The sequence below is a fragment of the uncultured Oscillibacter sp. genome (assembly GCF_900546705.1).
Classification (GTDB): domain Bacteria; phylum Bacillota; class Clostridia; order Oscillospirales; family Oscillospiraceae; genus Oscillibacter.
Genome location: NZ_URDP01000008.1, coordinates 1 through 20,568 on the forward strand (window position 1 = coordinate 1; position 20,568 = coordinate 20,568).

18 protein-coding genes are annotated in these 20,568 nt (G+C 62.3%); 6 read left to right on the forward strand and 12 right to left on the reverse strand.

Annotated elements, in window-relative coordinates; translation table 11 throughout:
- Nucleotides 1-85: 85 nt before the first annotated feature.
- The 4 genes from QZS13_RS03020 to QZS13_RS03035 all read left to right on the forward strand — a co-directional run bounded on the left by QZS13_RS03020 (nucleotide 86) and on the right by QZS13_RS03035 (nucleotide 2,962).
- Nucleotides 86-634, forward strand: a complete 549-nt coding sequence (locus QZS13_RS03020; protein WP_295585319.1) for a DUF2975 domain-containing protein — start codon at nucleotides 86-88, stop codon at nucleotides 632-634.
- Between the two features lie 8 nt (nucleotides 635-642).
- Entirely contained in the window at nucleotides 643-864 is a 222-nt protein-coding gene (locus QZS13_RS03025) for a helix-turn-helix transcriptional regulator (RefSeq protein WP_295585321.1), read from the forward strand.
- Nucleotides 865-929: 65 nt separating this feature from the next.
- Nucleotides 930-2,462 carry a DUF4153 domain-containing protein gene (locus QZS13_RS03030; RefSeq protein WP_295585324.1) on the forward strand — a complete coding sequence of 511 codons (1,533 nt, stop codon included), beginning with the start codon at nucleotides 930-932 and terminating at the stop codon, nucleotides 2,460-2,462.
- The gene (locus QZS13_RS03035) at nucleotides 2,459-2,962 is read left to right on the forward strand and encodes a hypothetical protein (RefSeq protein WP_295585326.1); all 504 of its coding nucleotides are present in this window, start codon (nucleotides 2,459-2,461) and stop codon (nucleotides 2,960-2,962) included. The genes QZS13_RS03030 and QZS13_RS03035 overlap by 4 nt, the downstream gene beginning before the upstream one ends.
- A gap of 43 nt (nucleotides 2,963-3,005) precedes the next feature.
- Here QZS13_RS03035 and QZS13_RS03040 read toward each other — a convergent pair whose 3' ends face one another.
- On the reverse strand, nucleotides 3,006-3,773 hold the full coding sequence (locus QZS13_RS03040; RefSeq protein WP_295585328.1) for an IclR family transcriptional regulator: 768 nt from the start codon (nucleotides 3,771-3,773) through the stop codon (nucleotides 3,006-3,008).
- A gap of 189 nt (nucleotides 3,774-3,962) precedes the next feature.
- On the opposite strand from QZS13_RS03040, the gene fabZ reads away from it, so the two are divergent.
- Nucleotides 3,963-4,406: a 3-hydroxyacyl-ACP dehydratase FabZ gene (gene fabZ / locus QZS13_RS03045; protein WP_295585331.1), complete on the forward strand. Its 444-nt coding sequence runs from the start codon at nucleotides 3,963-3,965 to the stop codon at nucleotides 4,404-4,406.
- Nucleotides 4,407-4,467: 61 nt separating this feature from the next.
- On the opposite strand, the gene QZS13_RS03050 is transcribed toward fabZ, so the two are convergent.
- From QZS13_RS03050 to larA, 3 genes are all read right to left on the reverse strand, one after another.
- On the reverse strand, nucleotides 4,468-4,941 hold the full coding sequence (locus QZS13_RS03050) for a GyrI-like domain-containing protein (protein ID WP_295585333.1): 474 nt from the start codon (nucleotides 4,939-4,941) through the stop codon (nucleotides 4,468-4,470).
- Nucleotides 4,942-4,975: 34 nt separating this feature from the next.
- Nucleotides 4,976-6,151, reverse strand: coding sequence for an NADP-dependent malic enzyme (locus QZS13_RS03055; RefSeq protein ID WP_295585335.1), 1,176 nt, complete (start codon nucleotides 6,149-6,151; stop codon nucleotides 4,976-4,978).
- 70 nt (nucleotides 6,152-6,221) lie between these two features.
- Entirely contained in the window at nucleotides 6,222-7,481 is a 1,260-nt protein-coding gene (gene larA / locus QZS13_RS03060) for a nickel-dependent lactate racemase (protein WP_295585337.1), read from the reverse strand.
- A 129-nt stretch (nucleotides 7,482-7,610) separates the two neighbouring features.
- On the opposite strand from larA, the gene QZS13_RS03065 reads away from it, so the two are divergent.
- Nucleotides 7,611-8,486: a LysR family transcriptional regulator gene (locus tag QZS13_RS03065; RefSeq protein ID WP_295585340.1), complete on the forward strand. Its 876-nt coding sequence runs from the start codon at nucleotides 7,611-7,613 to the stop codon at nucleotides 8,484-8,486.
- 77 nt (nucleotides 8,487-8,563) lie between these two features.
- Here QZS13_RS03065 and QZS13_RS03070 read toward each other — a convergent pair whose 3' ends face one another.
- The 8 genes from QZS13_RS03070 to trkA all read right to left on the reverse strand — a co-directional run bounded on the left by QZS13_RS03070 (nucleotide 8,564) and on the right by trkA (nucleotide 20,371).
- The gene (locus QZS13_RS03070) at nucleotides 8,564-10,006 is read right to left on the reverse strand and encodes a DASS family sodium-coupled anion symporter (protein WP_295585342.1); all 1,443 of its coding nucleotides are present in this window, start codon (nucleotides 10,004-10,006) and stop codon (nucleotides 8,564-8,566) included.
- Nucleotides 10,007-10,447: 441 nt separating this feature from the next.
- A complete protein-coding gene (locus QZS13_RS03075) occupies nucleotides 10,448-11,890 on the reverse strand; it encodes a DASS family sodium-coupled anion symporter (RefSeq protein WP_295585345.1) in 1,443 nt (480 codons plus the stop codon).
- A 272-nt stretch (nucleotides 11,891-12,162) separates the two neighbouring features.
- Entirely contained in the window at nucleotides 12,163-14,121 is a 1,959-nt protein-coding gene (locus QZS13_RS03080) for a sigma 54-interacting transcriptional regulator (protein WP_295585347.1), read from the reverse strand.
- 110 nt (nucleotides 14,122-14,231) lie between these two features.
- The gene (locus QZS13_RS03085) at nucleotides 14,232-15,146 is read right to left on the reverse strand and encodes a hydroxymethylglutaryl-CoA lyase (protein ID WP_295585349.1); all 915 of its coding nucleotides are present in this window, start codon (nucleotides 15,144-15,146) and stop codon (nucleotides 14,232-14,234) included.
- Between the two features lie 63 nt (nucleotides 15,147-15,209).
- Nucleotides 15,210-16,409 carry a CaiB/BaiF CoA-transferase family protein gene (locus QZS13_RS03090; RefSeq protein WP_295585351.1) on the reverse strand — a complete coding sequence of 400 codons (1,200 nt, stop codon included), beginning with the start codon at nucleotides 16,407-16,409 and terminating at the stop codon, nucleotides 15,210-15,212.
- Between the two features lie 76 nt (nucleotides 16,410-16,485).
- Nucleotides 16,486-17,427: an AEC family transporter gene (locus QZS13_RS03095; protein WP_295585353.1), complete on the reverse strand. Its 942-nt coding sequence runs from the start codon at nucleotides 17,425-17,427 to the stop codon at nucleotides 16,486-16,488.
- Nucleotides 17,428-17,534: 107 nt separating this feature from the next.
- Entirely contained in the window at nucleotides 17,535-18,995 is a 1,461-nt protein-coding gene (locus tag QZS13_RS03100) for a TrkH family potassium uptake protein (protein WP_295585355.1), read from the reverse strand.
- Nucleotides 18,996-19,009: 14 nt separating this feature from the next.
- Nucleotides 19,010-20,371: a Trk system potassium transporter TrkA gene (trkA, locus tag QZS13_RS03105; protein WP_295585357.1), complete on the reverse strand. Its 1,362-nt coding sequence runs from the start codon at nucleotides 20,369-20,371 to the stop codon at nucleotides 19,010-19,012.
- Between the last annotated feature and the right edge of the window lie 197 nt (nucleotides 20,372-20,568).

Sequence of the window (20,568 nt, forward strand, 5' to 3'; positions counted from 1 at the left end):
ACTTCCAGCATGATCACTTTAAAACCCGCATGATACAGACGTAGCGCCACACCACCGCAAAATTGCCCGGGTGCTCAACGCCCTGATGCTGGTCGCCCTGGTGTGCAACCTCATCATTTTGTACCTGGTGCCCGTGGCGGTGGTGTCGCTGGAGCTGTCGGACGGGTACGGACTGCTGGGGGGCGTGGCCTCCTACCTGGGAGACTTTCTCCGCCCCGGCCAGGACAGCCCCCTGACCGCCGGTGCCGCCGCCAGCCTCCTGGCCTGGCTGTGGTGCTGGAAGAGCCCCAAGGCGTCCGTGCTGACGCTGTTTCTGGTGATCTCCGGCATCTGCACGGCCGTCATTCTCTGGCAGGGGCGGCGGGTGCTGGGGACCATTCTGCGGGGTACCCCCTTCTCCGCGGAAAACGCCGTTTCCCTGCGCCGGTCGGCGGTGTGCTGCTTCCTGATCGCCGGAGCGGCGGCGGTGCGGGTGGTGTGGAGCGTCTGGTTTTACCGCTCCCTTTTCCCCCTGGTCACCTACAATGCCCTTTTCGTCCCTCTCTTCGCCATGGCGGGGCTTTTGTGCCTGGTCATGTCGGCCCTGTTCCGGCAGGCCGCCGAAATGAAGGCGGAAAACGACCTGACGATCTGAGGTGGACCATGGCGATTGTGGTGAATCTGGACGTGATGCTGGCCCGGCGGAAAATGACCCTCTCCCAGCTTTCGGAGAAGGTGGACATCACCCTGGCCAACCTCTCCATTTTGAAAAACAGCAAGGCCAAGGCCATCCGCTTTTCCACCCTGGAGGCCATCTGCGATGCCCTGGAGTGCCAGCCCGGAGACCTGCTGGAGTACGTGCCGGAGGAGAAAAAGGTTCCCTGAAGGCCGGTCCTGTCAACGTGCCGCTGTCCTTACTTGACGGACAGCTTTGAAAAGGAGAACTGCATATGTCTCAATTTGAACAAGCCCTGCCGCCGGGAGGGCCGGCGAAGCCTACCCAAAATCCGTCCTCCCCCGTCTGCGTGACGGGCCGGGAGCGGCTGCTGCTGCCCCTGACCTACCTGTGGTGTTTCCTTGCAGAGGACACCATCCTCTGGGCCTGGCCCCATGGCCTGGGCGTCTTTGCCACGGTGCTGGGCTGGTACGGCCTGCTGGCCCTGACCCTGGGCCCCACCCCCTTCCGGAGCCGGAACCACCTGTTGCTGCTGGGGATGAACCTGGCCCTGGGACTCACTTTTGCCATCGGCTCCAACCTGTACTTCCGGCTGTGGAATTTCCTGGCCCTGCTGGTGCTCCTGCCCCTCCACGCCCTGTCCCTTGCCGGCTGCTGCCGCCTGCCCTGGTGGCGAATCAGTATGCTGGGCGAGCGGTTTTTGCTGCTGATCTGGGGGCTGTTCAGCCATCTGGGCGCATCCGGCGCCGCTCTGGTGCCCCCCAAGGAGCACCGCTCCCGCCGCCTGGGCGCCGCGGCGGCCGGCGCGGTCACGGCGCTGGCGCTGGTGGCGGTGCTGATGCCGGTGCTCTCCTCCGCCGACGCGCTGTTCTATGCCGCCACAGCCCAGCTGCGTGCTTTCGTCTCCTCGCACCTGAGCGAGACGCTGTGGAAGCTGGTGCTGGCCCTGGCGGCCCTCCCCTTTGTGTTCAGTCTGCTCTACTCCCTGGCTCACCCCACGCCCCTCAAAGCATCCCCGTCCAAGCCCCTGACCGCCGATCCTCTGGCCCCCGCCCTGGTGCTGACAGCCCTGGATGCACTGTATCTGGCGTTTTTGGCGGTGCAGTCCGCCGGATTGTTCGGCGGGGCGGACTACCTGGCAAGCCGCGGTCTGTCCTACGCCCAGTGGGCCCGCAGCGGCTTTTTCCAGATGACCGGCGTTACCGTGGTAAACCTGACGGTGCTGCTGGCAGCCCTGGCCGTGAGCCGGCGGGGCGGCCGGATGTGGACGGCGGTACGGGTGCTGGGGGCCCTGCTGATTCTGGAGAGCTTCCTGCTTCTCTCTTCCGCCGCCTGGCGGATGGGGCTGTATATCGGCGCCTACGGCCTGTCCTTCAAGCGCTTTCTCACCGGCTGGGGTATGGGCATGATGGCCCTTTTCTTCCTGTGCGCCCTGTGGAAGCTGCACCGTCCCGACCGCCACTTCCTGCGCCGGGCGGTCCCCATCGCCCTGTGCGGGTGGCTGGTGCTCAATTGTATTCCCGTGGACTATCTGGTGGCCAAAAACCAGGTGGACCTCTACCTGGACGGGGAAAGCCCCACCCTCAGTGTCTTTTACCTGGCCGACTCCCTCTCCTACGACACCCTGGCCCAGCTGGAGCGGCTGGACGGAAGCGTCTCTGCATGGGACTACGAGTCCGTCACCGCCTCCTCCGAGGACGAGTCCCTGGACGCCCTGATCGCCGGGCGGCGGGCTCAGGCCAGGGCCGACTGTGCCGACTGGCGCAGCTGGTCCCTCTCCGCCTTCCTTGCCGGAGGCGGCGCATGAATGCCCGGCAGCTGCGCGCCCAGGTCCGGAGCGCTCTGGGTCTGGTGGCGCTGGGCGCCGCGGCGCTGACCGTCAGCGCGCTGGCATCGTTTCTGCTGCTGGCCGGCGGCAGCCTCCGCCCGCTGCTGGAGCGCCGGGACTATACCGCCGTGGTGGAGCTGAACTGGAACCTCTCCCTGCCGGAGAGCAGTGAATCGGTCTATGAGGCGGACTCCGGCCCCAGCTTCCACGGGGACGGGGAGCGGTACCATGTGCTCCAATACGCCGTGGACAGCGGCATCGAATCGGCCCTTTCCTGGCAGGCCCCGCCGGCGGACAGGACCATGGCAGAGACAATGGAAGCACTGATGGACGATCTGAACATTCCCCAACGGCTGCGGCCGGACCTGGACCAGTGCCGCTGGTACACCGCCGCCGATCCGTCGGATGACCGCAACCGCCTGTATTTGCTGTTTGATTTCTCCACGCTGGAGCTGTATATTCTGGAGTCCTTTTTCTGATGAAAAAAGAGCGCCCGCCGGAGCGGACGCTCTTTTGATGTACTTACAGCCGGTAGCCCAGCAGGCGGGAGATGTTGGAGGCCGTCTGCCGCACCTCCCGGATCATGTCCTCCTGGTCCTGGCGCATGCGGTAGTCGGGGCCGGAGATACTCACCGCCGCCGTGACCCGGCGGTTCATGTCGTAGACCGGCGCCGCCACGCAGATCAATCCCGTCTCGATCTCTCCCACGTCCATGGCGTAGCCGTTGAGCCGGGCCTGCACCAGCTCGTCCCGCAGGCGGTCCGGGTCGGTGATGGTCCGGTCGGTGAGGGGCTTTGCCTTGCGGCGCATCCACTCGCAGTAGTCGTCGATGAAGGCGGCGTCCTGGCACGAGAGCATCACCTTGCCGCTGCTGGTGGCGTAGGCCGGGGCCCGTCCGCCGATCTGGGTGTTGCAGACGATGGACCGGTGGGTCTCCACCTTGTCCAGATAGAAAATATCCCGCTCCAGCAGCACGCTGAGGTTGATGGTCTCCTGGACCGTGTCGCTCAGGTGCTCCAGCTCCGGCCGGGCCACCCGCCGAAGATCCGACTGTCCCAGGATGGCGCTGGCCAGCAGCATCAGCCGCGGTCCCACCCGGTAGCTCTTGCGCACCGGGTCCTGTACCAGGTACTGCCGGTCCGCCAGGGTGGACACCTGCCGGAACACGGTGGTAGAGGGCATGTCCAGATGCTCCACCAGCTCCTTGAGAGTCCACTCCGTCTCCCGGTCCATAAAGCACTCCAGGATCTGCAGTGCCCGAAGAATGCTGGATACCTGCTCTTTTGCCATGGTCGTCTCCTCCTCTTCCGCATAAACCGCCTATGGAAAACAGCCGCTTGACAAAGCGGCCGTCAATGCCTATGGTAAGAGTATAGCACAGGCGGCCGCGCTTGTGAATGCTTTTCACTGCATTTTCGGAATTTCATTCCATAATACGGAAATTTTGCCTGCGTGCTCCGCAGGCCAGGAGGCTTCTTTATGTGCAAGGCAATTTCTCTGACACACCAGCAGGTCATGGACATCATCCCCCACCGGGACCCCATGCTGCTCATTGACGAGGCCCGGGAGCTGGTGCCCGGCGAGTCTATCACGGCCACCTTCTGGGTGGACCCGGCCCGGGATATCTTCCGGGGCCACTTCCCCGGTGACCCGGTGCTGCCCGGGGTGTACACGGTGGAGGCCACGGCCCAGGCAACAGACCTGGTGCTCATGACCAAGCCCGTCTACGCCGGCAAGACCCCCCTGTTCCTGGGCATCAACAATGTGCGCTTCCGGCGCAAGATCCTCCCCGGGGACACCATGGAGATCCACGCCCAGCTGCTCAGCGAGCGGCCGGAGAAGGCCATTGCCACCTGCCGCTGCACGGTGTATGTGGCGGGCGAGCTGGCGGCGGAGACGGAAGTCACCATCGCCATGCGATAATCTTTCAAACAGCGCAGGACCGGAGATATAGGATACATCTCCGGTCCTGCGCTGTTTTACTTTATCTTGCTTTTACAGCAACCCACAATTGGCAGGTATACCGCTGGTCCCGAACATCACGCGCATCGGCCGGTGCATTACTGTAGCTTTCAATCCACAAACCATCCGCACAGACATAACCACTTTCAGGCAGCCATTGGGAAAACACCTCCCGGCTGAGAACCTGAATAGCCTGGGGAACGGGACCGGCACAGGGGAATACGGCCCAGGTATAAGCTGGGATCGTCCGGAGGACACAGCCCTCCGGAACTGCTCCGGCAGCATCCCAGTCGTCTGCAATCAGGTATCGGAGGCAGCCGCCGTCCGTCTGCGGCTCCGTCTGGCAAATGCCGTACATGCCCCGCAGCGTCCCCGGATCTCCATGGAACAGTTCATCCCAAAAGGCAGGAATCTGCTCCGGTGCAGCATCCATGGGAAAAAGACGCTCTCTGCCCAGTACGGTAAACGCATCCTTATGCTGAATCCTGACTTCCATTTTCCCACCTCTTCGGCAGCCAACCCCGGACAGCTTAGATCCGTGCCACGCCGGAGTCGTGGGCGGCCCGGCACACAGCCTCCGCCACGGCGGTCTTGACCCGGGGATCGAACGCCGCGGGGATGATGTTCTCGGCGTTGAGCTCGGCATCGGGGATGAGGCCCGCAATGGCCTTGGCGGCCGCCAGCTTCATCTCGTCGTTGATATCGCTGGCCCGGGCGTCCAGAGCGCCCCGGAACACACCGGGGAACACCAGCACGTTGTTGATCTGGTTGGGATAGTCGCTGCGTCCGGTGGACACCACCGCCGCGCCGCCGGCCTTGGCGTCGTCGGGATAGATCTCAGGGACGGGGTTGGCGCAGGCAAAGATGACGGCGTCCCTGGCCATGGTCTTGACCATCTCCGTGGTGACCACGTTGGGGGCGGACACGCCGATGAACACGTCGGCGCCCACCAGCACGTCCGCCAGGGAACCGGCCTTCTTTTCCAGGTTGGTCACCTGGGCGATCTCCTCCTTGATCCAGTTCATGCCCTCGGCACGGCCGGCGTACAGCGCGCCCCGACGGTCGCACAGCGTCACGTGCTTGGCGCCTGCGGTCAGCAGCAGCCGGGTGATGGAGATGGCGGCGGCGCCGGCGCCGTTGATAACGATCTTCACGTCCTCCAGCTGCTTGCCCACCACCTTGAGGGCGTTCCAAAGGCCCGCCAGGGTGATGATGGCGGTGCCGTGCTGGTCGTCGTGGAAGATGGGGATGTCACACTTTTCCTTCAGCTTGCGCTCGATCTCAAAGCAACGGGGAGCGGCGATGTCCTCCAGGTTCACGCCGCCGAAGGAGCCGGAGAGCAGATAGACGGTGTTGACGATGTCGTCCACGTCGTGGCTCTTGACGCACAGGGGGATGGCGTCCACATCGCCGAAGGCCTTGAACAGCACGCACTTGCCCTCCATGACGGGCATGCCGGCCTCGGGGCCGATGTCGCCTAGGCCCAGCACGGCGGAGCCGTCGGTGACCACCGCCACCGTGTTCCACCGGCGGGTGAGCTCATAGCTCTTGGAAATGTCCTTCTGGATCTCCAAGCAGGGCTGGGCCACGCCGGGGGTATAGGCCAGGGCCAGCGCCTCCTTGGAGTCCACGGCCGCCCGGGGCGTCATCTCCAGCTTGCCCTTCCACTCATAGTGCAGCCGCAGGGATTCTTTTGCGTAATCCATGGTCGATCTCTCCTTTATGTTTCTTTCTGTATGGATTGGTATGGCCCCAGGGGGCCATCGGTTGAACAGGTTATGTCTCCAGGTCGCCGGTCCAGGGCAGCGTGGAGCCGCCGTAGGGCATGACCAGCACGGTGGCGCCGCTGCCGCAGCGCTTTGCCGCGGCGTCGTAGGCCTCCTGGACCGTGTGGAACGGCGTCATGAAGAGGCTGCGGACCAGGTCGTCATTCAGGTCGCTGACGAGATAAATGTCCGCCTGCTCCAGTACCAGGGCGATGGCAGCCGCCTTGTGGCCGCCCAGCCGGAACTCCTTTTGGATGCGGTCGATGAGGGACCGGGGCGTGGGCGCCTGGGTGAGCCACTCCTCAAATACCTTCTCCCCCAGGCCCTCCCGGCACGAGCCGATGAGCACCACCACGCCGCCGGGCTTCACGGCGTGCTTGGCGTTGTCCAGGGCTTTCTGGGTCTGGTAGAGGTTCAGGTCCTTGGGAGCGCCCCCCTGGCTGACCAGCACGATATCCGCCCGCTGGGGCAGCTCCTTGCGGTAGAGAGTGTCCAAAAAGGCGCAGCCGGCCCGGTGGGCCTTCGTCACGTCGCCGGCCACCGCCCGGATGATCTCCTTGTGGGCGTCCAGCACCACGTTGACGATGAAGTCCACCCCCACCATGGCGGCGGCCTCCTCGATGTCCTCCCGGACGGGATTGCCGGTGAGCTTCCCGGCGCAGGCCGTCGGCTCCACCATGCGGCAGTGGTTGGCCTGGATGGCGTCCCGGGTGGAGACGCCGGGCATGATGGCCTTGGCGCCGCCGGAGTAGCCGGCAAAGTAGTGGTATTCGATGTTGCCCAGGCAGATGCGCCGGTCCGCCTGCGCCACCCGGCGGTCGATGTCCACCGGGGTGCCCCGGGAGGTGGTCCCCACATGGACGCAGTCGCTTATATCCAGATCCACGCAGCGGATCTCCCGCCAGGCCCGCTCTCCGGCCAGATGACGCTGCTCCTCGGGGGTGTGGGTGCGGTGGCTGCCCAGGGCAAACACCAGCGTGATGTCCTCCGGCCGCACGCCTGCATCGTACAGCTCCTCCAGCACCGGCGGCAGCACCACCCAGGTGGGCATGGGACGGGTGATGTCGCTGGTGACAATGGCCACCTTCTCCCCGGGCTGGACGATCTGCCGCAGCCGCGGCGTCCCGATGGGCTCTGCCAACGCCCGGCGGACCTCCGCCTGGCCTGTCAGCCCCACCGGCACGTCGTTGGGTTCCAGCACGCCCAGCAGCGACGCGTCGGGGACCTCCACCGTCTGGGTCCGCTCTCCGATCTTCAACGAAAGTTCCATGGTACTTCCTCCCTTATGTCATATAAATTGTAAAATCCTCCAGGTTCCTTGTCAAATATAGTTTTTCTTGATTTATATCAATATTTTTTATATTATCAAAGAAACGCTTTGAATTTGGAGGATTTGCCTATGAAATTGCAGCAGCTTCGGTATTTCACCGCCACCTGCCAGCTGGGCAGTCTCTCCCGGGCGGCGGAATCCCTCCACGTGTCCCAGCCGTCGGTATCCATGGCCATCCGGGAGCTGGAGCGGGAGTTCGGCGTAAATCTGATCGCCCGCCGCTACCAGGGCTTCACGCTGACGGAGGAGGGCGCCGCCCTGTGGGAGATGGCCCAGAGTCTGCTGCGCCACGCCGACCACGTGTGTGCCCAGATGCAGGCCCTGGGCCAGCGGCGCCGGCCGGTGCGGCTGGGAATGCCGCCCATGATCGGCACGGTACTGCTGCCCCGGCTGTACCGGGAGATGGCCAGGAGCTGCCCGGAGCTGCTGCTGGAGACGGAGGAGCTGGGCACCAAGACGCTGCTCCACGACCTGCGGGAAAACGCCCTGGATCTGGCCTTTGTCACCCACCGCCAGCCGCTGGCGCCGGAGTTCGGCGCAGCGCCGGTCACCACGCTGGAGATTCTCTGGTGCGCCCGTCCCGACCATCCCCTGGCCCGGCAGAGCCGGGTGTCCGCCGCGGATCTGGAGCAGGAGCCCCTGGTGCTGTTCCAAAGCGGCTTTTCCCTGCGGGAGCTGGTGACCGAGGCCTTTGAGGAAGCCGGGGTGACGCCCCGGGTGCTCCACACCTCCGAGCAGCTCTCCACCGTGGAGAGCCTGATCCGCAGCGGCACGGCCAGCGGCTTTCTGCTCAGTCCCCTCACCGGCGGCGATCCGTCCATGGCCGCCGTGCCCCTGGACCCGCCCATCTGCGTGCAGGTGAGTCTGGTGTGGCGCCGCAGCCGCAAGCCCTTCCGGGACATGGCCCGGCTCATTGACCTGTGCCGCCGGACGGCCCTTTTTTGAATCCCGGAAAGAAAATGCCTCCGGCGAGAGCCGGAGGCATTTCTTGGTAGAAACTCTGTTTTTGCGCATGTACAAGCTCAGGTACCGATACCGAAGATGCCCATGGTCACGCCGTAGAGCATGATGGGGAACACCACCAGGGCAATGATCTTCAGTCCCAGGCCGCAGGTAACCAGATCCTTCATGGTGATCTCGCCGGTACCATAGGCAATGGCATTGGGGGGAGTGGCGGGAGGCAGCATAAATGCGAAGTTGCACGCGAGCATGGTAGCTACCATCATGGCGAAGGGGCTCACACCGATGGCCTCGCCCACGCCGGCCAGCACGGGGATGAAGGCGGCCACAACCACGGCGTTGGTGGTCAGCTCGGTCAGCAGAGCGGTGACGATGCCGACAACGATGCAGATAACCACGGCGTTCATGCCAGCCAGGCCGGAGAGCATGTTGGCAACCCAGCCGGCCACGCCGGCGTCCTTGAAGGCGTTGCCCATGACCATGGAGCCGCCCAGCAGGATGACCGCGTTCCAGGGGATGTCGTTGAAGCCGGTCTTCCAGTCGCACACATACTCGCCGTTCTTGTAGTCGGTGGGGATGGCCATGACCAGGAAGGCACCCAGCATAGCCACGGTCTCATCGGTGGCGAAGGGGAGCCACTTGCCCCAGACCAGAGAACGGGTGACCCACAGGACCACGCAGAAGGAGAACACGATGGCGGTCCACTTCTCGCCCTTGTTCATGGGGCCCAGCTCTTCATACTGCTTGCGGGCGATGGAGATGTCGATAGAGGGCATCTTGTCCACCTTGAAGAACTTCACCATGTAGATCCACATGAGGGGGACCAGCACGATGGTGAAGGGCAGGCCGATCTTCAGCCAGTCCAGGAAGTTGATCTCCACACCGATGGTGGACTGAATCAATCCGATGCCGGTGGGGTTGGTGGTCGTACCGATGGTGGTGGCCATGCCGCCGATGGTGGCAGCGTAGGGGATGCACAGCACCATGGCCTTGCGCAGGCCCTTGGCCTCCTCACCCAGGGTGCTGGCGATAGCCAGAGCCACAGGCAGCATCATAACGGTGGCGGCGGTGTTGGACATCCACATGGACACAAAGGCCACAGCCAGGATGAAGCCCAGAATCAGGGTCGTGGGCTTTTTGCCGATCTTAGAGACGATGCCCAGGCTGATGCGCTTGTGCAGTCCGTGCTTGACCATGGCGCCGGACATGAAGCCCACGCCAACCAGCAGGTAGCAGGTGGAATAGGCGTAGTGGGTGAACAGCTGGACGTCATTTTCTCCCTTGGCGCCCGTAATTCCCATCAAGGGGAACAAAAGAATCGGAAGCAGTGCCGTAAACGGAATCGGCATGGCCTCGGTGATCCAGAAGACCACCATCAGCACGGTCACCGCCAGCACCCGCTGGCCCACCACAGTCAGGCCCTCGGGCGTAGGCATGAAGCCGATGATCAGCATCAGCAAAATGCCCACGATGAATCCGATTTTGCGAATTTTGAATTTACCCATCGAATCTCCTCCTCGTATGATGTGGATCAGACGGTATTTTTCCCCCTCCATCCGATCCGTGGGTTTGCTCCACAGAGCTTCATCGCCAAGTTATTATAGCAAAATCCGTGCCAACTACACAAGAGAGCTCGTCGTTTTTTGTTGATTTTTTGTACAAACCGGATTTCAAAAAATCAGCCTCTTACACAAATCAACGAATCAAACGTCTTTTCTTCCCACCGGGTTATGTCATAATTTTACAGTTCATTTAGCGGTTTGTTTCCGGAAAATTCCGATTTTTTAACAGGAACGTTACACAGAAAATTTACATATTTTCATTGAAAATTCCAGAAAAAGTCGCAGTTTTTAAAAGAAATACCCCCTGCCTGACGGCAGAGGGTATTTCGTGTTTTGTAACGTGCCGGTTTCAAATGTTACATCCGCACCATTCCGGGGAACGGCTCAGGTGCCGATGCCGAACACGCCCATGGTAATGAAGTAGAGCACGATGGGGAACACCACCAGGGCGATGATCTTCAGTCCCAGGCCGCATTTCATCAGATCTTTCATGGTGATCTCGCCGGTGCCGTAGGCAATGGCATTGGGCGGCGTGCCCGGAGGCAGCATGAAAGCGAAGTTGCACGCCAGCATGCAGGCGATCATCATGGCGAAGGGACTCACGCCGATGGCCTCGCCCACGCCCGCCAGCACGGGGATGAAGGCGGCCACCACCACAGCGTTGGTGGTCAGCTCGGTCAGCAGAGCGGTGATGATGCCCACGATGATGACGATGAGCACGGAATTCATGCCCGCCAGGCCGGAGAGCTTCTCCGCCACCCAGCCGGCCACGCCGGCGTCCCGGAAGGCGTTGCCCATGACCATGGAGCCGCCCAGCAGGATCACGGCGTTCCAGGGGATGTCGTTGAAGCCGGTCTTCCAGTCGCACACGTACTCGCCGTTTTTATAGTCGGTGGGAATAATCATCACCAGGAAGGCGCCCAGCATGGCCACGGTCTCGTCGGTGGCAAAGGGCATCCAGTCGCCCCAGAGCACGGAGCGGGTGCACCAGAGGATGACGCAGATGATAAAGACAATGGCCGTCCACTTCTCGCCCTTTTTCATGGGGCCCAGCGCCTCATACTGCTGACGGGCAATGGAGATGTCGATGGAGGGCATCTTGTCCACCTTGAAGAACTTCACCATGTAGATCCACATGAGAGGAACCAGCACGATGGTGAAGGGCAGGCCGATCTTCAGCCAGTCCAAAAAGTCGATCTCGATGCCAATGGACTCTTTGATGAGGCCGATGCCGGTGGGGTTGGTGGTGGTGCCGATGACCGTAGCCATGCCGCCGATGGTGGCAGCGTAGGGGATGCACAGTACCATGGCCTTGCGCAGGCCCTTGGCCTCCTCCCCCATGGTGCTGGCGATGGCCAGGGCCACGGGCAGCATCATGACGGTGGCGGCGGTGTTGGACATCCACATGGACACGAAAGAAACTGCCAGAATGAAGCCCAGAATCAGCGTGGTGGGCTTTTTGCCGATTTTGGAGACGATGCCCAGGCTGATGCGCTTATGCAGTCCGTGCTTGACCATGGACCCGGACAAAAAGCCCACGCCTACCAGCAGGTAGCAGGTGGAATAGGCGTAGTGGGTGAACAGCTGCACGTCGTTTTGCCCCTTGGCGCCGGTGATGCCCATGAGCGGGAACAGCAAAATGGGCAGCAGCGCCGTAAACGGGATGGGCATGGCCTCGGTGATCCAGAAAACCACCATCAGCACCGTTACTGCCAGTACCCGCTGGCCCACCAGGGTGAGCCCCTCGGGGGTGGGCATGAAGCCGATGATCAGCATCAGCAAAACGCCCACAAAGAAACCGATCTTTTGGACCTTTGTTTTACCCATGGATTCTCCTCCTCTATGTTTGCTTTGTAGTTTTCCGGCCGAATTTGTCAAACTATACAAGCACTTTCCATGCCAAACGGGTTGATTTTGTCGATATTTGCAGATCCTGAACGACCGGCAAACTGGTAAAAACGCCCTTTTAACGTCCCAGCTTCCTTCATTAACGGATTCTTGCGGAGGCGGTCTCCGGCGCTTCCCGGGGGAACGTTGCACCGTTGCGCTCTGTTGCAAAAAAAGTGGAGCGTGTGCAACAAGCACACGCTCCATGACCGTCAGCTGCGGCTGATCCCGTATTTTTTCATCTTCCGCCACAAGGTCTGGCGGCTGCACCCAAGGCTCTTGGCGGCCTCCTCCATGGAGCCCGGGTGGTTGCGCAGGGCCGCCGTCAGCGCCTTGCGCTCCTGGGACGCCTCGTCCCCGGGCCACTTGCGCTCCATGGGCGTGCCGCTGGTGCGCCGGCGCATGATCTCCGTCATGACGCTGTTGATCTCCGTGTCGTTTTGCAGCAGGATATGCACCCGCTCCGTGAAGTTCTGCAGCTCCCGGATATTGCCGTACCAGGCGTAGTCCTGCACCTGAGCCAGCATGTCCAAAAACCGCTTTTCCTGCTGGGATGAGACGGTGCCCCCGCAGAGCTTGCGGAAGTACTGCAGTCCCAGCACCCGCACGTCGTCGCCCCGGTCCCGCAGGGGCGGCAGCTCCAGGTCCAGCACGTTGAGCCGGTAGTAGAGGTCCTCCCGGAAGCGGCCCTCCATGGTCTCCTGGATCAGGTCCTTGTTGGTGGCGGTGATGATGCGCACGTCCACGGGAATGACCCGGTTGCCGCCCACCCGGCGCACCTCTTTCTCCTGGAGCACCCGCAGCAGCTCCACCTGGGTCTCCCGGGGGATTTCGCCGATCTCGTCAAGGAAGATGGTGCCGCCGTGGGCCAGCTCGAAAAGGCCCTCCCGGCCGCCTTTGGCGGCGCCGGTGAAGGCGCCGGCCTCGTAGCCGAACAGCTCGCTTTCCAGCAGGTTGTTGTTGACGGCGGCGCAGTTGATGGCCACAAAGGGACCGTCACGGCGGGAGCTGGCATTGTGGATGCTCTGGGCAAAAAGCTCCTTGCCGGTGCCCGTCTCCCCGTGAATGAGCACCGCCGCCTGGGAGGAGGCGTAGCTGCGGGCGATCTGAATGGTGTTGCGGATGGCCTTGGATTCTCCCACGATGTCGGAAAAGGAGTACTTGGCCACCAGGCCCTTTTCGTGGAGCTTGAGGCGGATCTTCTGCTCAGTGGACTGGAGCTGCTTGACGTCCTGGAACGTGGCCACCACGCCCCGGATCTGGTTGTCCACCACGATGGGGATGCGGTTGGTGTTGGCCATGGTCTTGCCGATCATCATCACCTGGTTGGTCTGGGTCTCACCGCTGCGCAGCACCTCCGGCAAAAGGGTGTTGGGCAGCACCTCGTCCACGGGCTTTCCAATGGAGTCGGCGGCCCGGCAGCCCATGATCCGCTCCGCCACCGGGTTGAGCACCTGCACCCGGCACTGGTCGTCGATGGACAAAATGGCGTCGTGGGTGAAGTTGAGCACCGCCTGGTACGTCTCCATCCGGGTCTGGATCACCTGCTGCTTTTCCGCCTCCTCGTGTTGGACGCGGCGGATCTGCCGGGCCACCTCCAGAGCGCTGACGATGGTGTCCTCGGAGTTTTCCACCGTAATGTGGGGAAAGCCCAGTTCCTTGGAAATGGGCTCCGTCCAGGCGCCGCCGATGCCCACCACGGCCCCGTCGGCCATGGCAGAGCGGACGCAGCCCCAGCAGTCCTCATAAGTTTTGAAAATGTAGTTTTTCACCTGGATGTCCAGCATCTTGCACATCTCCAGGACCTCCCGGCTCAGGGGGTCGTAGGTGAAAAACGCGATGAGGCCCGGCGTATGCAGCCCCCAGTCCTTGAGCATCCGCAGATAGTCCGTCAGGGTGTTGTTCAATCCCACCACCTTCAGATCCGTGGACTCCTCCACGATCTGCTGGGTGCCCTTTCGGGAGATGATGATCCTGGCGCCCTTGGCAGCCAGTGCCCGGGCACAGGTGATAATCTCCCGGCGGCCGTTGGAGGCCAGGAAAACATCCACGCCCGTAATTCCGCGCTTGTCGAGAATCTCCTGCGCTTTCTCGACCAGCTGCTGGGTGGGCGCCATGATGCAGATCTCGTTGACGTGCTCCATCCGCTTCCAGTCCAGATTCCGTTGCATACGTTCCACCTCATTCCTTAACACTTGCAACAATATAGCACAGATTCGACAAAAAAGGAAGCGCCCGGGCAAAAAAAGGAGCCGGCCAAAGGCCGGCTCCCGTATGGGGATCACACGCAGGGGGCTTTCTTGTACAGCGGCGTCATGTGGCTGACGATGTTGGCGTGGACGTTGGCTTGGATCAGCTCCACCGCCTCGTGGAGCACATCGTTGTCGATGCCGGTGGCAACGCCCATTTCGCTCATCATGTTCAGCACGTCCTCGGTGGCCACGTTGCCGGCCGCGCCGGGAGCGAAGGGGCAGCCGCCCAGGCCGCCGGCGGCGGACTCGAACTTGTGCACGCCCAGCTCCATGCAGGCCAGGGTGTTGGCCAGGGCCAGGCCCCGGGTATCGTGCAGGTGCATGACGAAGCGCTCGGGGCCGAACTCCTTGACCAGGGCCTCCATCAGGTCATAGGTGCGCTTGGGGTTGGACATGCCCACCGTGTCGGCGATCATGACCTCCTTGCAGCCCTGGTCCAGGCCGAAGCGCACCATCTCCGCCACCCGCTCCGTGCGGATCTCCTCGCCGAAGGGGCAGCCCAGGGCGGTGGCCAGGGCCAGGCGGAAGCGCATCTGATGGCCGTATTTTCCGGCCAGCTCCTTGAACTGGGCCAGAGACTCGTCGGGGGTGCGGCGGACATTGGCCATGTTGTGCTTTTCGCTGACGCTGACCACGTACGTCAGCTCGTCCACGCCGCACTCCAGGGCCGTCTCCACGCCCCGGGCATTGGGCACCAGGGCCACGGAACGGACGCCGTGGGTCTTGAGGGTATCCTTCACCGCCAGCATCACGTCCTTGGCGTCGGCCATCTGGGGAATGGCCTTGGGGCTGACGAAGGACACGGCCTCGATCCGCTTGAAGCCGGCCTCCGCCAGCTTTTTGATGATGGCGACCTTGGCGTCAAAGGGGATCAGATCATGGACGTTCTGGAACCCGTCGCGAGGGCATACCTCAATCAGTTCCACGCTTTCCGGCAGCTTCATATGCAAAACTCCTTTCAAAAAATAACGCAATATCTTCTGCGTCCCGAAGGACGCGGCTTTGCCTCAGATGACGCCCTCGTCCTTCAGCTCCGCCAGGCGCTCCGGGCTCAGGCCGAACACGCCCTCGTACACGGCCTCGTTGTCCTGACCCAGGGTGGGGGCGGGCGTCCGCAGCCGGGGCATGCTGTCCATGAGCTTGACGGGGTTGCCGTTGATGCGGATGTGACCGGCCACCGGGTGGTCGCAGTCCAGGAACATCTCCCGGACCTTGGCGATGTGCTCGTCGTTCATGACGGCGGGGATGTCGTTGATGGGGGCGGCAGGCACGCCGGCGGCGAGCACCGCGTCCACCGCCTCGGCGATGGTGTGCTGGGTGGACCAGGCCTCGATGATGACCTTCAGCTCCGCCTGGTTGGCAAGGCGGTGCACCGGCGTATCGTACCGGGGATCGCCCACCAGATCGGGACGGTGGAGCACCTGGTTGCACAGCAGGGCGAAGAGCTTGTCGTTGCCGCAGCCGATGACGAACTCGCCGTCCTTGGCCTTGAAGGAATCATAAGGGGCCGCGGAGGGATAGCGGTTGCCCATCCGCTCAGGCTGTCGGCCCTCCACCTGGTAGCGCTGGGTGTTGGTCTCCAGGAAAGAGACCAGACCGTCCACCAAAGATACGTCCACCCGCTGGCCCTTGCCGGTAAACTGCCGGGCGTTCAGGGCGGCCAGGATGCCCACGCACAGGTTCAGTCCACCCACCAGATCGCCGATGGCGCTGCCGGTGCGCAGAGGACCGCCGCCGGCCTCGCCGGTCAGGCTCATGATGCCGCTGGTGGCCTGGGCGATGATATCGTAGCCGGGGCGCTGGTGCTTGGGACCGTAGCTGCCGAAGCCGGACACCGCCGCGTAGACGATGCGGGGGTTGACCTCCTTCAAAACGTCATACCCCAGGCCCAGCTTGTCCATGACGCCGGGGCGGTAATTCTCCACCACCACGTCGGCGTTTTTCACCATTTCCTTGAACAGGGCCTTGCCCTCGGGCTTTTTCAGGTTCAATGTAACACCCTTTTTGTTACGGTTCATGTTACAATAATACAGACTTTCCCCGTTTTTGAAGGGCGGGAATTTCCGGGTATCGTCTCCGGTGCCGGGGATCTCGATCTTGATGACCTCGGCGCCCAGATCCGCCAGATACATGGTGCAGTAGGGGCCGGCCATGACGCGGGTCAGGTCCAGCACCCGGAGGTTGCTCAGTGCCAGTCGGTTTTCCATACAAGACTCCTTTCGCTCCCCGGCAGGGCGGGGAAGCTTCCTTTTCTATAATATCAAGCAATTTCCGTGCCAGGTCTCAGATAAGCCCTGCGGAGCGGAGGATGAACACCACGCCCGTCATGGTCACGATGGACACCAGGTGCGTCACCACCACGGCGCCGCAGGCGGTCTTTCCGTCGCCGCCCAGCTTGTCGGTGATGATGTAGACATTGACAGCGGAGGGCATGGCGCCCACCACGGTCAGCGTCACCACCTGCTCCGTGGTCAGGCCCGCCAGCACGGCCATGCCGCCCCAGATGGCGGGCATGATCACCAGCTTGATGCCCGCCGCCCGCAGCAGCAGCCCCAGATCCTCCCGGATGGCGTCCAGCTTGATGCTGGCGCCCACCACCAGCAGGGCCATGGTGCTGGTGGCCACCTCCAGATAGCTCAGGCTCTTGGTCACCACAAAGGGCAGCTCCACATGGAAATAGGCAAAGGGCAGTCCCGCCAGGATGGCCAGGACCATGGGATTTTTCAGCACGCCCAGCAGAATCTTGCCCACATGGACGCCGCCCTCTCCCTCCTTGACGGTCAGCAGGGCCACGCCCTGGATGTTGTACAGAGGCAGCACGATGGCCAGAATCACCGCCGTGGAGGCGATGGAATTGCCGTAGATATTTTGCAGCAGCGCCATGCCCAGGTAGGCGAAATTGCCCCGGAAGCAGGCGTGGGCAAAGGCGCTCTGCTTGGTCTTGTCCCGGCACAGCAGGTCGCCGCACACCCAGGCCAGGGCGAACTGCACCATGACGCCGCCGGCGGTCACCGCCACGTACTTGGGGTCAAAGGCCGCGGACAGGTCGGTCTGGCACATGTCCAGAAACAGCTTGGCCGGCAGCATGACGTAGTAGACCAGGTTGGTGGTTCTGGACACATAGTCGTCGGAAAACATTCCTTTGCGGGTCAGCACATAGCCCAGGCCCAGCAGAATAAACAGGGGCAGGCTGGTGTTGACGCTGAAGAGCAGATTTTGCAGCAAACAGATCGTTCCTTTCTCTCAGTAAACTTTACATTAAATTATACAAGCAATTTTTCTGCCAACTTTTGCCGGCAGGAAAACGCGCGGCCGGTTGGCCGCGCGTTTTTTCACTTGTTCCGCAGAGCGGGCAGCTTGCGCTTCCAGATAGACGGTGCCAACAGCAGCAGCATGGGGAACAGCTCCAGCCGGCCGGCCAGCATGTCAAAGGACAGCAGCAGCTTGGAGGCGTAGGAGAAAGAGGAGAAATTCCCCATGGGGCCCACGATCTCCAGGCCGGGGCCGATGTTGTTCATGCACGAGGCCACCGCCGTGAACGTGGTGATCAGATCCATGTGCTCCAGGGACAGCAGCAGGCAGGAGAACACAAACAGCGCCAGGTACACCGTGAGAAACAGGTGCACGCTGCGGATCTGCCGGTCTCCCAGAGCCTTGCCCTCAAAGCGCACGGTGGCCACTGCGTTGGGGTGGAGCATCTTCCGCATGTCGCCCAGGGAGGTCTTGCCCAGGATGACGATGCGGGCCACCTTGATGCCGCCGCCGGTGGAGCCGGCGCAGGCGCCCACGAACATCAGCGTCACCAAAATGGCCTTGGAGAACGTGGGCCACTGGTTGAAGTCCACGGTGGCGTAGCCGGTGGTGGTGATGATGGAGGAAACCTGGAAGAAGGCGTGGCGCAGGCTCTCCCCCACAGAGGAATACAGATGGGCGATGTTGGCGGTGATGGCCGCCACGGACGCCGCCACGATCAAGACGTAGGCCCGCAGCTCCTCGGAGCGGAACACGTCCCGGAACCGGCGGATAAGCAGGAAGTAGTAGAGGTTGAAGTTCACGCCGAACAGCAGCATGAAAATGCCGATGACCACGTCGAAATACGGGTTCTGGTAGGCGCCCACGCTCAGGTTGCGGCAGCTGAAGCCGCCGGTACCGGCGGAGCCGAAGGCGTGGATGCACGCGTCGAACAGCGGCATGCCGCCCAGCAGCAGAAGAAGGATCTCAATGACGGTCATGACCAGGTAGATGCCGTAGAGGATCTTGGCCGAGTCGCTCATGCGGCTGACCAGCTTGCCCACCGTGGGGCCGGGCACCTCCGCCCGCAGCAGGTGCATGCCGTGGCCGTCGCTCATGGGCAGAATGGCCATGACGAACACCAGCACGCCCATGCCGCCCACCCAGTGGGTGAAGCTGCGCCAGAACAGGCCGCTGCGGGTCAGGGACTCCACCTCCGTGAGGATGCTGGCGCCGGTGGTGGTAAAGCCGGACACCGTCTCAAAAAACGCGTCCACGAAATGGGGGATGTCCCCGGAGATGCAAAAGGGCAGCGCGCCGAAGGCGGACATGGCAATCCACGCCATGGCCACCACCGCCAGGCCGTCCCGGGCGAAAAGGGACATGCTGCGGGGCTTTTTCACGTTCATGAGCCCGCCCAGCACCGCCAGCACCGCCATGGGCAGTAGGAACGGCAGCGGGGACTCGCCGTACACCAGCGCCACCAGCAGCGGCAGTGCCAGCAGCGCCGCCTCCGTCAGGAAGATCTTCCCCAGGATATAGACGATCATTCGATTATTCACGCTCCGCCGCTCCTTTACTGCAGGATGTCCCGGATGTCCCGCAGGGAGGTGTCCGTGGTAACCACGATCACATCGTCATGGAGCCGCAGGGCATCCTCGCCGGAGGGGATGATGATCTGGCCGTTCTGGCGGACAATGCCGGCCAGCAAAATGCCGCTTTTGAGCTGCAGGTCCTTGAGCGGCACGCCGATGTAGGGAGCCTCGTGGGTCACACCGAACTCCAGGGCCTCCACCTTCTCGTCCACGATCCGGTGCAGCGTCTTGATCTGGGAGCCGGTGGCGTTCTGCATGGCCCGGACATACTGCAAAATGAGCTCTGCCGTCACGGAGCCGGCAGACACCACGCTGTCGATCATGCTCTCGTCGGACACCAGGTCCACCAGCTGCTTGCGGTTGATCTTGGCCACCACCTTGCACTCCCCCGCCAGCTTGGCCGCGCTCATGGACATGAGGATGTTGGCCTCGTCCATGCCCGTGAGGGCCACAAAGGCGTCGGTCTGGCTGATGCCCTCCTCGTGGAGCAGCTCGCTGTCGGTGCCGTCGCCCACGATGACCAGCGCCCGGGGCAGCCGCTCGCCCATCTGGACGCAGCGCTGCTCGTCCCGGTCGATGATCTTGACGGACATGCCCATCTCCAAAAGCTCCTTGGCAAGATAGTAACACATCTTGCTGGCGCCCACGATCATGACGGAGGAGGCCTTGCCCCGGAACACGCCCAGGTGCCGGAAGAACTGCTCCAGCTGGGCGGGTGAGGAAGTCAGGTAGATCTTGTCTCCGGTGCGCAGTTCAAAGTCACCGGAGGGGATGATGGTCTCGCCTTTGCGGGCCACGGCGCAGATGAGCACCCGCACCCGCAGGTTCTTGTAAAGGTCGGCCAGATGGACCCCGTGGAGCATGCTGCCCTCGGGAATCCGGTACTCCACCAGCTCCATGCGGCCCTTGGAAAAGGACTCCAGCTTCATGGCGTTGGGGAAGCGCAGCACACGGGCGATCTCCCGGGCCGTGGCCTTCTCCGGGTTGATGACCATGGAAAGGCCCAGATCCTCCCGCATGAAGCGCAGCTGCTTTTCATACTCCGGGTTGCGGATGCGGGCGATGGTGTGCTGTACGCCCATCTTCTTGGCCACCAGGCACGCCACGATGTTGATCTCGTCGCTGGAGGTGGTGGCGATGAGCAGGTCGGCCTTGTCGGTCTCCGCCTCCTTCTGCACCTCGTAGCTGGCGCCGTTGCCGCACACACCCATGACATCGTGAACGTTGATGATGTTCTCGATCAGATTGAAGTTATGGTCAATGACTGTCACCTGGTTTTCCCTGGACAGATGCTGCGTCAGCGCCAGTCCCACTTTGCCGGCACCCACGATGATAATTCTCATGGTACTTCCTCTCGTTTTCTCTGTATGTTCGCCTTTTACTCCGATTGTAATTTAATGATTATATAAGATCTTTGCTGAAAATGGAATACCTCCCACCGCTTATTGGCACAATTTTTATGGCTTTTCCATAACCTGTCTAAATTTCCCTTGACAAACCCAGCCCCAGTGCGTACAATAAGCACGGTTATTTTAGTTAA

Excerpts from the sequence above, each read along its gene's own strand:
- QZS13_RS03055 (WP_295585335.1), bottom strand. The coding sequence starts at position 6,151 with ATGGATTACGCAAAAGAATCCCTGCGGCTGCACTATGAGTGGAAGGGC.
- QZS13_RS03065 (WP_295585340.1), top strand. The coding sequence starts at position 7,611 with ATGAAATTGCAGCAGCTTCGGTATTTCACCGCCACCTGCCAGCTGGGC.
- QZS13_RS03025 (WP_295585321.1), top strand. The coding sequence starts at position 643 with ATGGCGATTGTGGTGAATCTGGACGTGATGCTGGCCCGGCGGAAAATG.
- QZS13_RS03075 (WP_295585345.1), bottom strand. The coding sequence starts at position 11,890 with ATGGGTAAAACAAAGGTCCAAAAGATCGGTTTCTTTGTGGGCGTTTTG.
- QZS13_RS03050 (WP_295585333.1), bottom strand. The coding sequence starts at position 4,941 with ATGGAAGTCAGGATTCAGCATAAGGATGCGTTTACCGTACTGGGCAGA.
- QZS13_RS03085 (WP_295585349.1), bottom strand. The coding sequence starts at position 15,146 with ATGAAGCTGCCGGAAAGCGTGGAACTGATTGAGGTATGCCCTCGCGAC.
- QZS13_RS03040 (WP_295585328.1), bottom strand. The coding sequence starts at position 3,773 with ATGGCAAAAGAGCAGGTATCCAGCATTCTTCGGGCACTGCAGATCCTG.
- QZS13_RS03030 (WP_295585324.1), top strand. The coding sequence starts at position 930 with ATGTCTCAATTTGAACAAGCCCTGCCGCCGGGAGGGCCGGCGAAGCCT.
- QZS13_RS03035 (WP_295585326.1), top strand. The coding sequence starts at position 2,459 with ATGAATGCCCGGCAGCTGCGCGCCCAGGTCCGGAGCGCTCTGGGTCTG.
- QZS13_RS03070 (WP_295585342.1), bottom strand. The coding sequence starts at position 10,006 with ATGGGTAAATTCAAAATTCGCAAAATCGGATTCATCGTGGGCATTTTG.
- trkA (WP_295585357.1), bottom strand. The coding sequence starts at position 20,371 with ATGAGAATTATCATCGTGGGTGCCGGCAAAGTGGGACTGGCGCTGACG.
- QZS13_RS03090 (WP_295585351.1), bottom strand. The coding sequence starts at position 16,409 with ATGGAAAACCGACTGGCACTGAGCAACCTCCGGGTGCTGGACCTGACC.
- larA (WP_295585337.1), bottom strand. The coding sequence starts at position 7,481 with ATGGAACTTTCGTTGAAGATCGGAGAGCGGACCCAGACGGTGGAGGTC.
- fabZ (WP_295585331.1), top strand. The coding sequence starts at position 3,963 with ATGTGCAAGGCAATTTCTCTGACACACCAGCAGGTCATGGACATCATC.
- QZS13_RS03020 (WP_295585319.1), top strand. The coding sequence starts at position 86 with ATGCTGGTCGCCCTGGTGTGCAACCTCATCATTTTGTACCTGGTGCCC.
- QZS13_RS03080 (WP_295585347.1), bottom strand. The coding sequence starts at position 14,121 with ATGCAACGGAATCTGGACTGGAAGCGGATGGAGCACGTCAACGAGATC.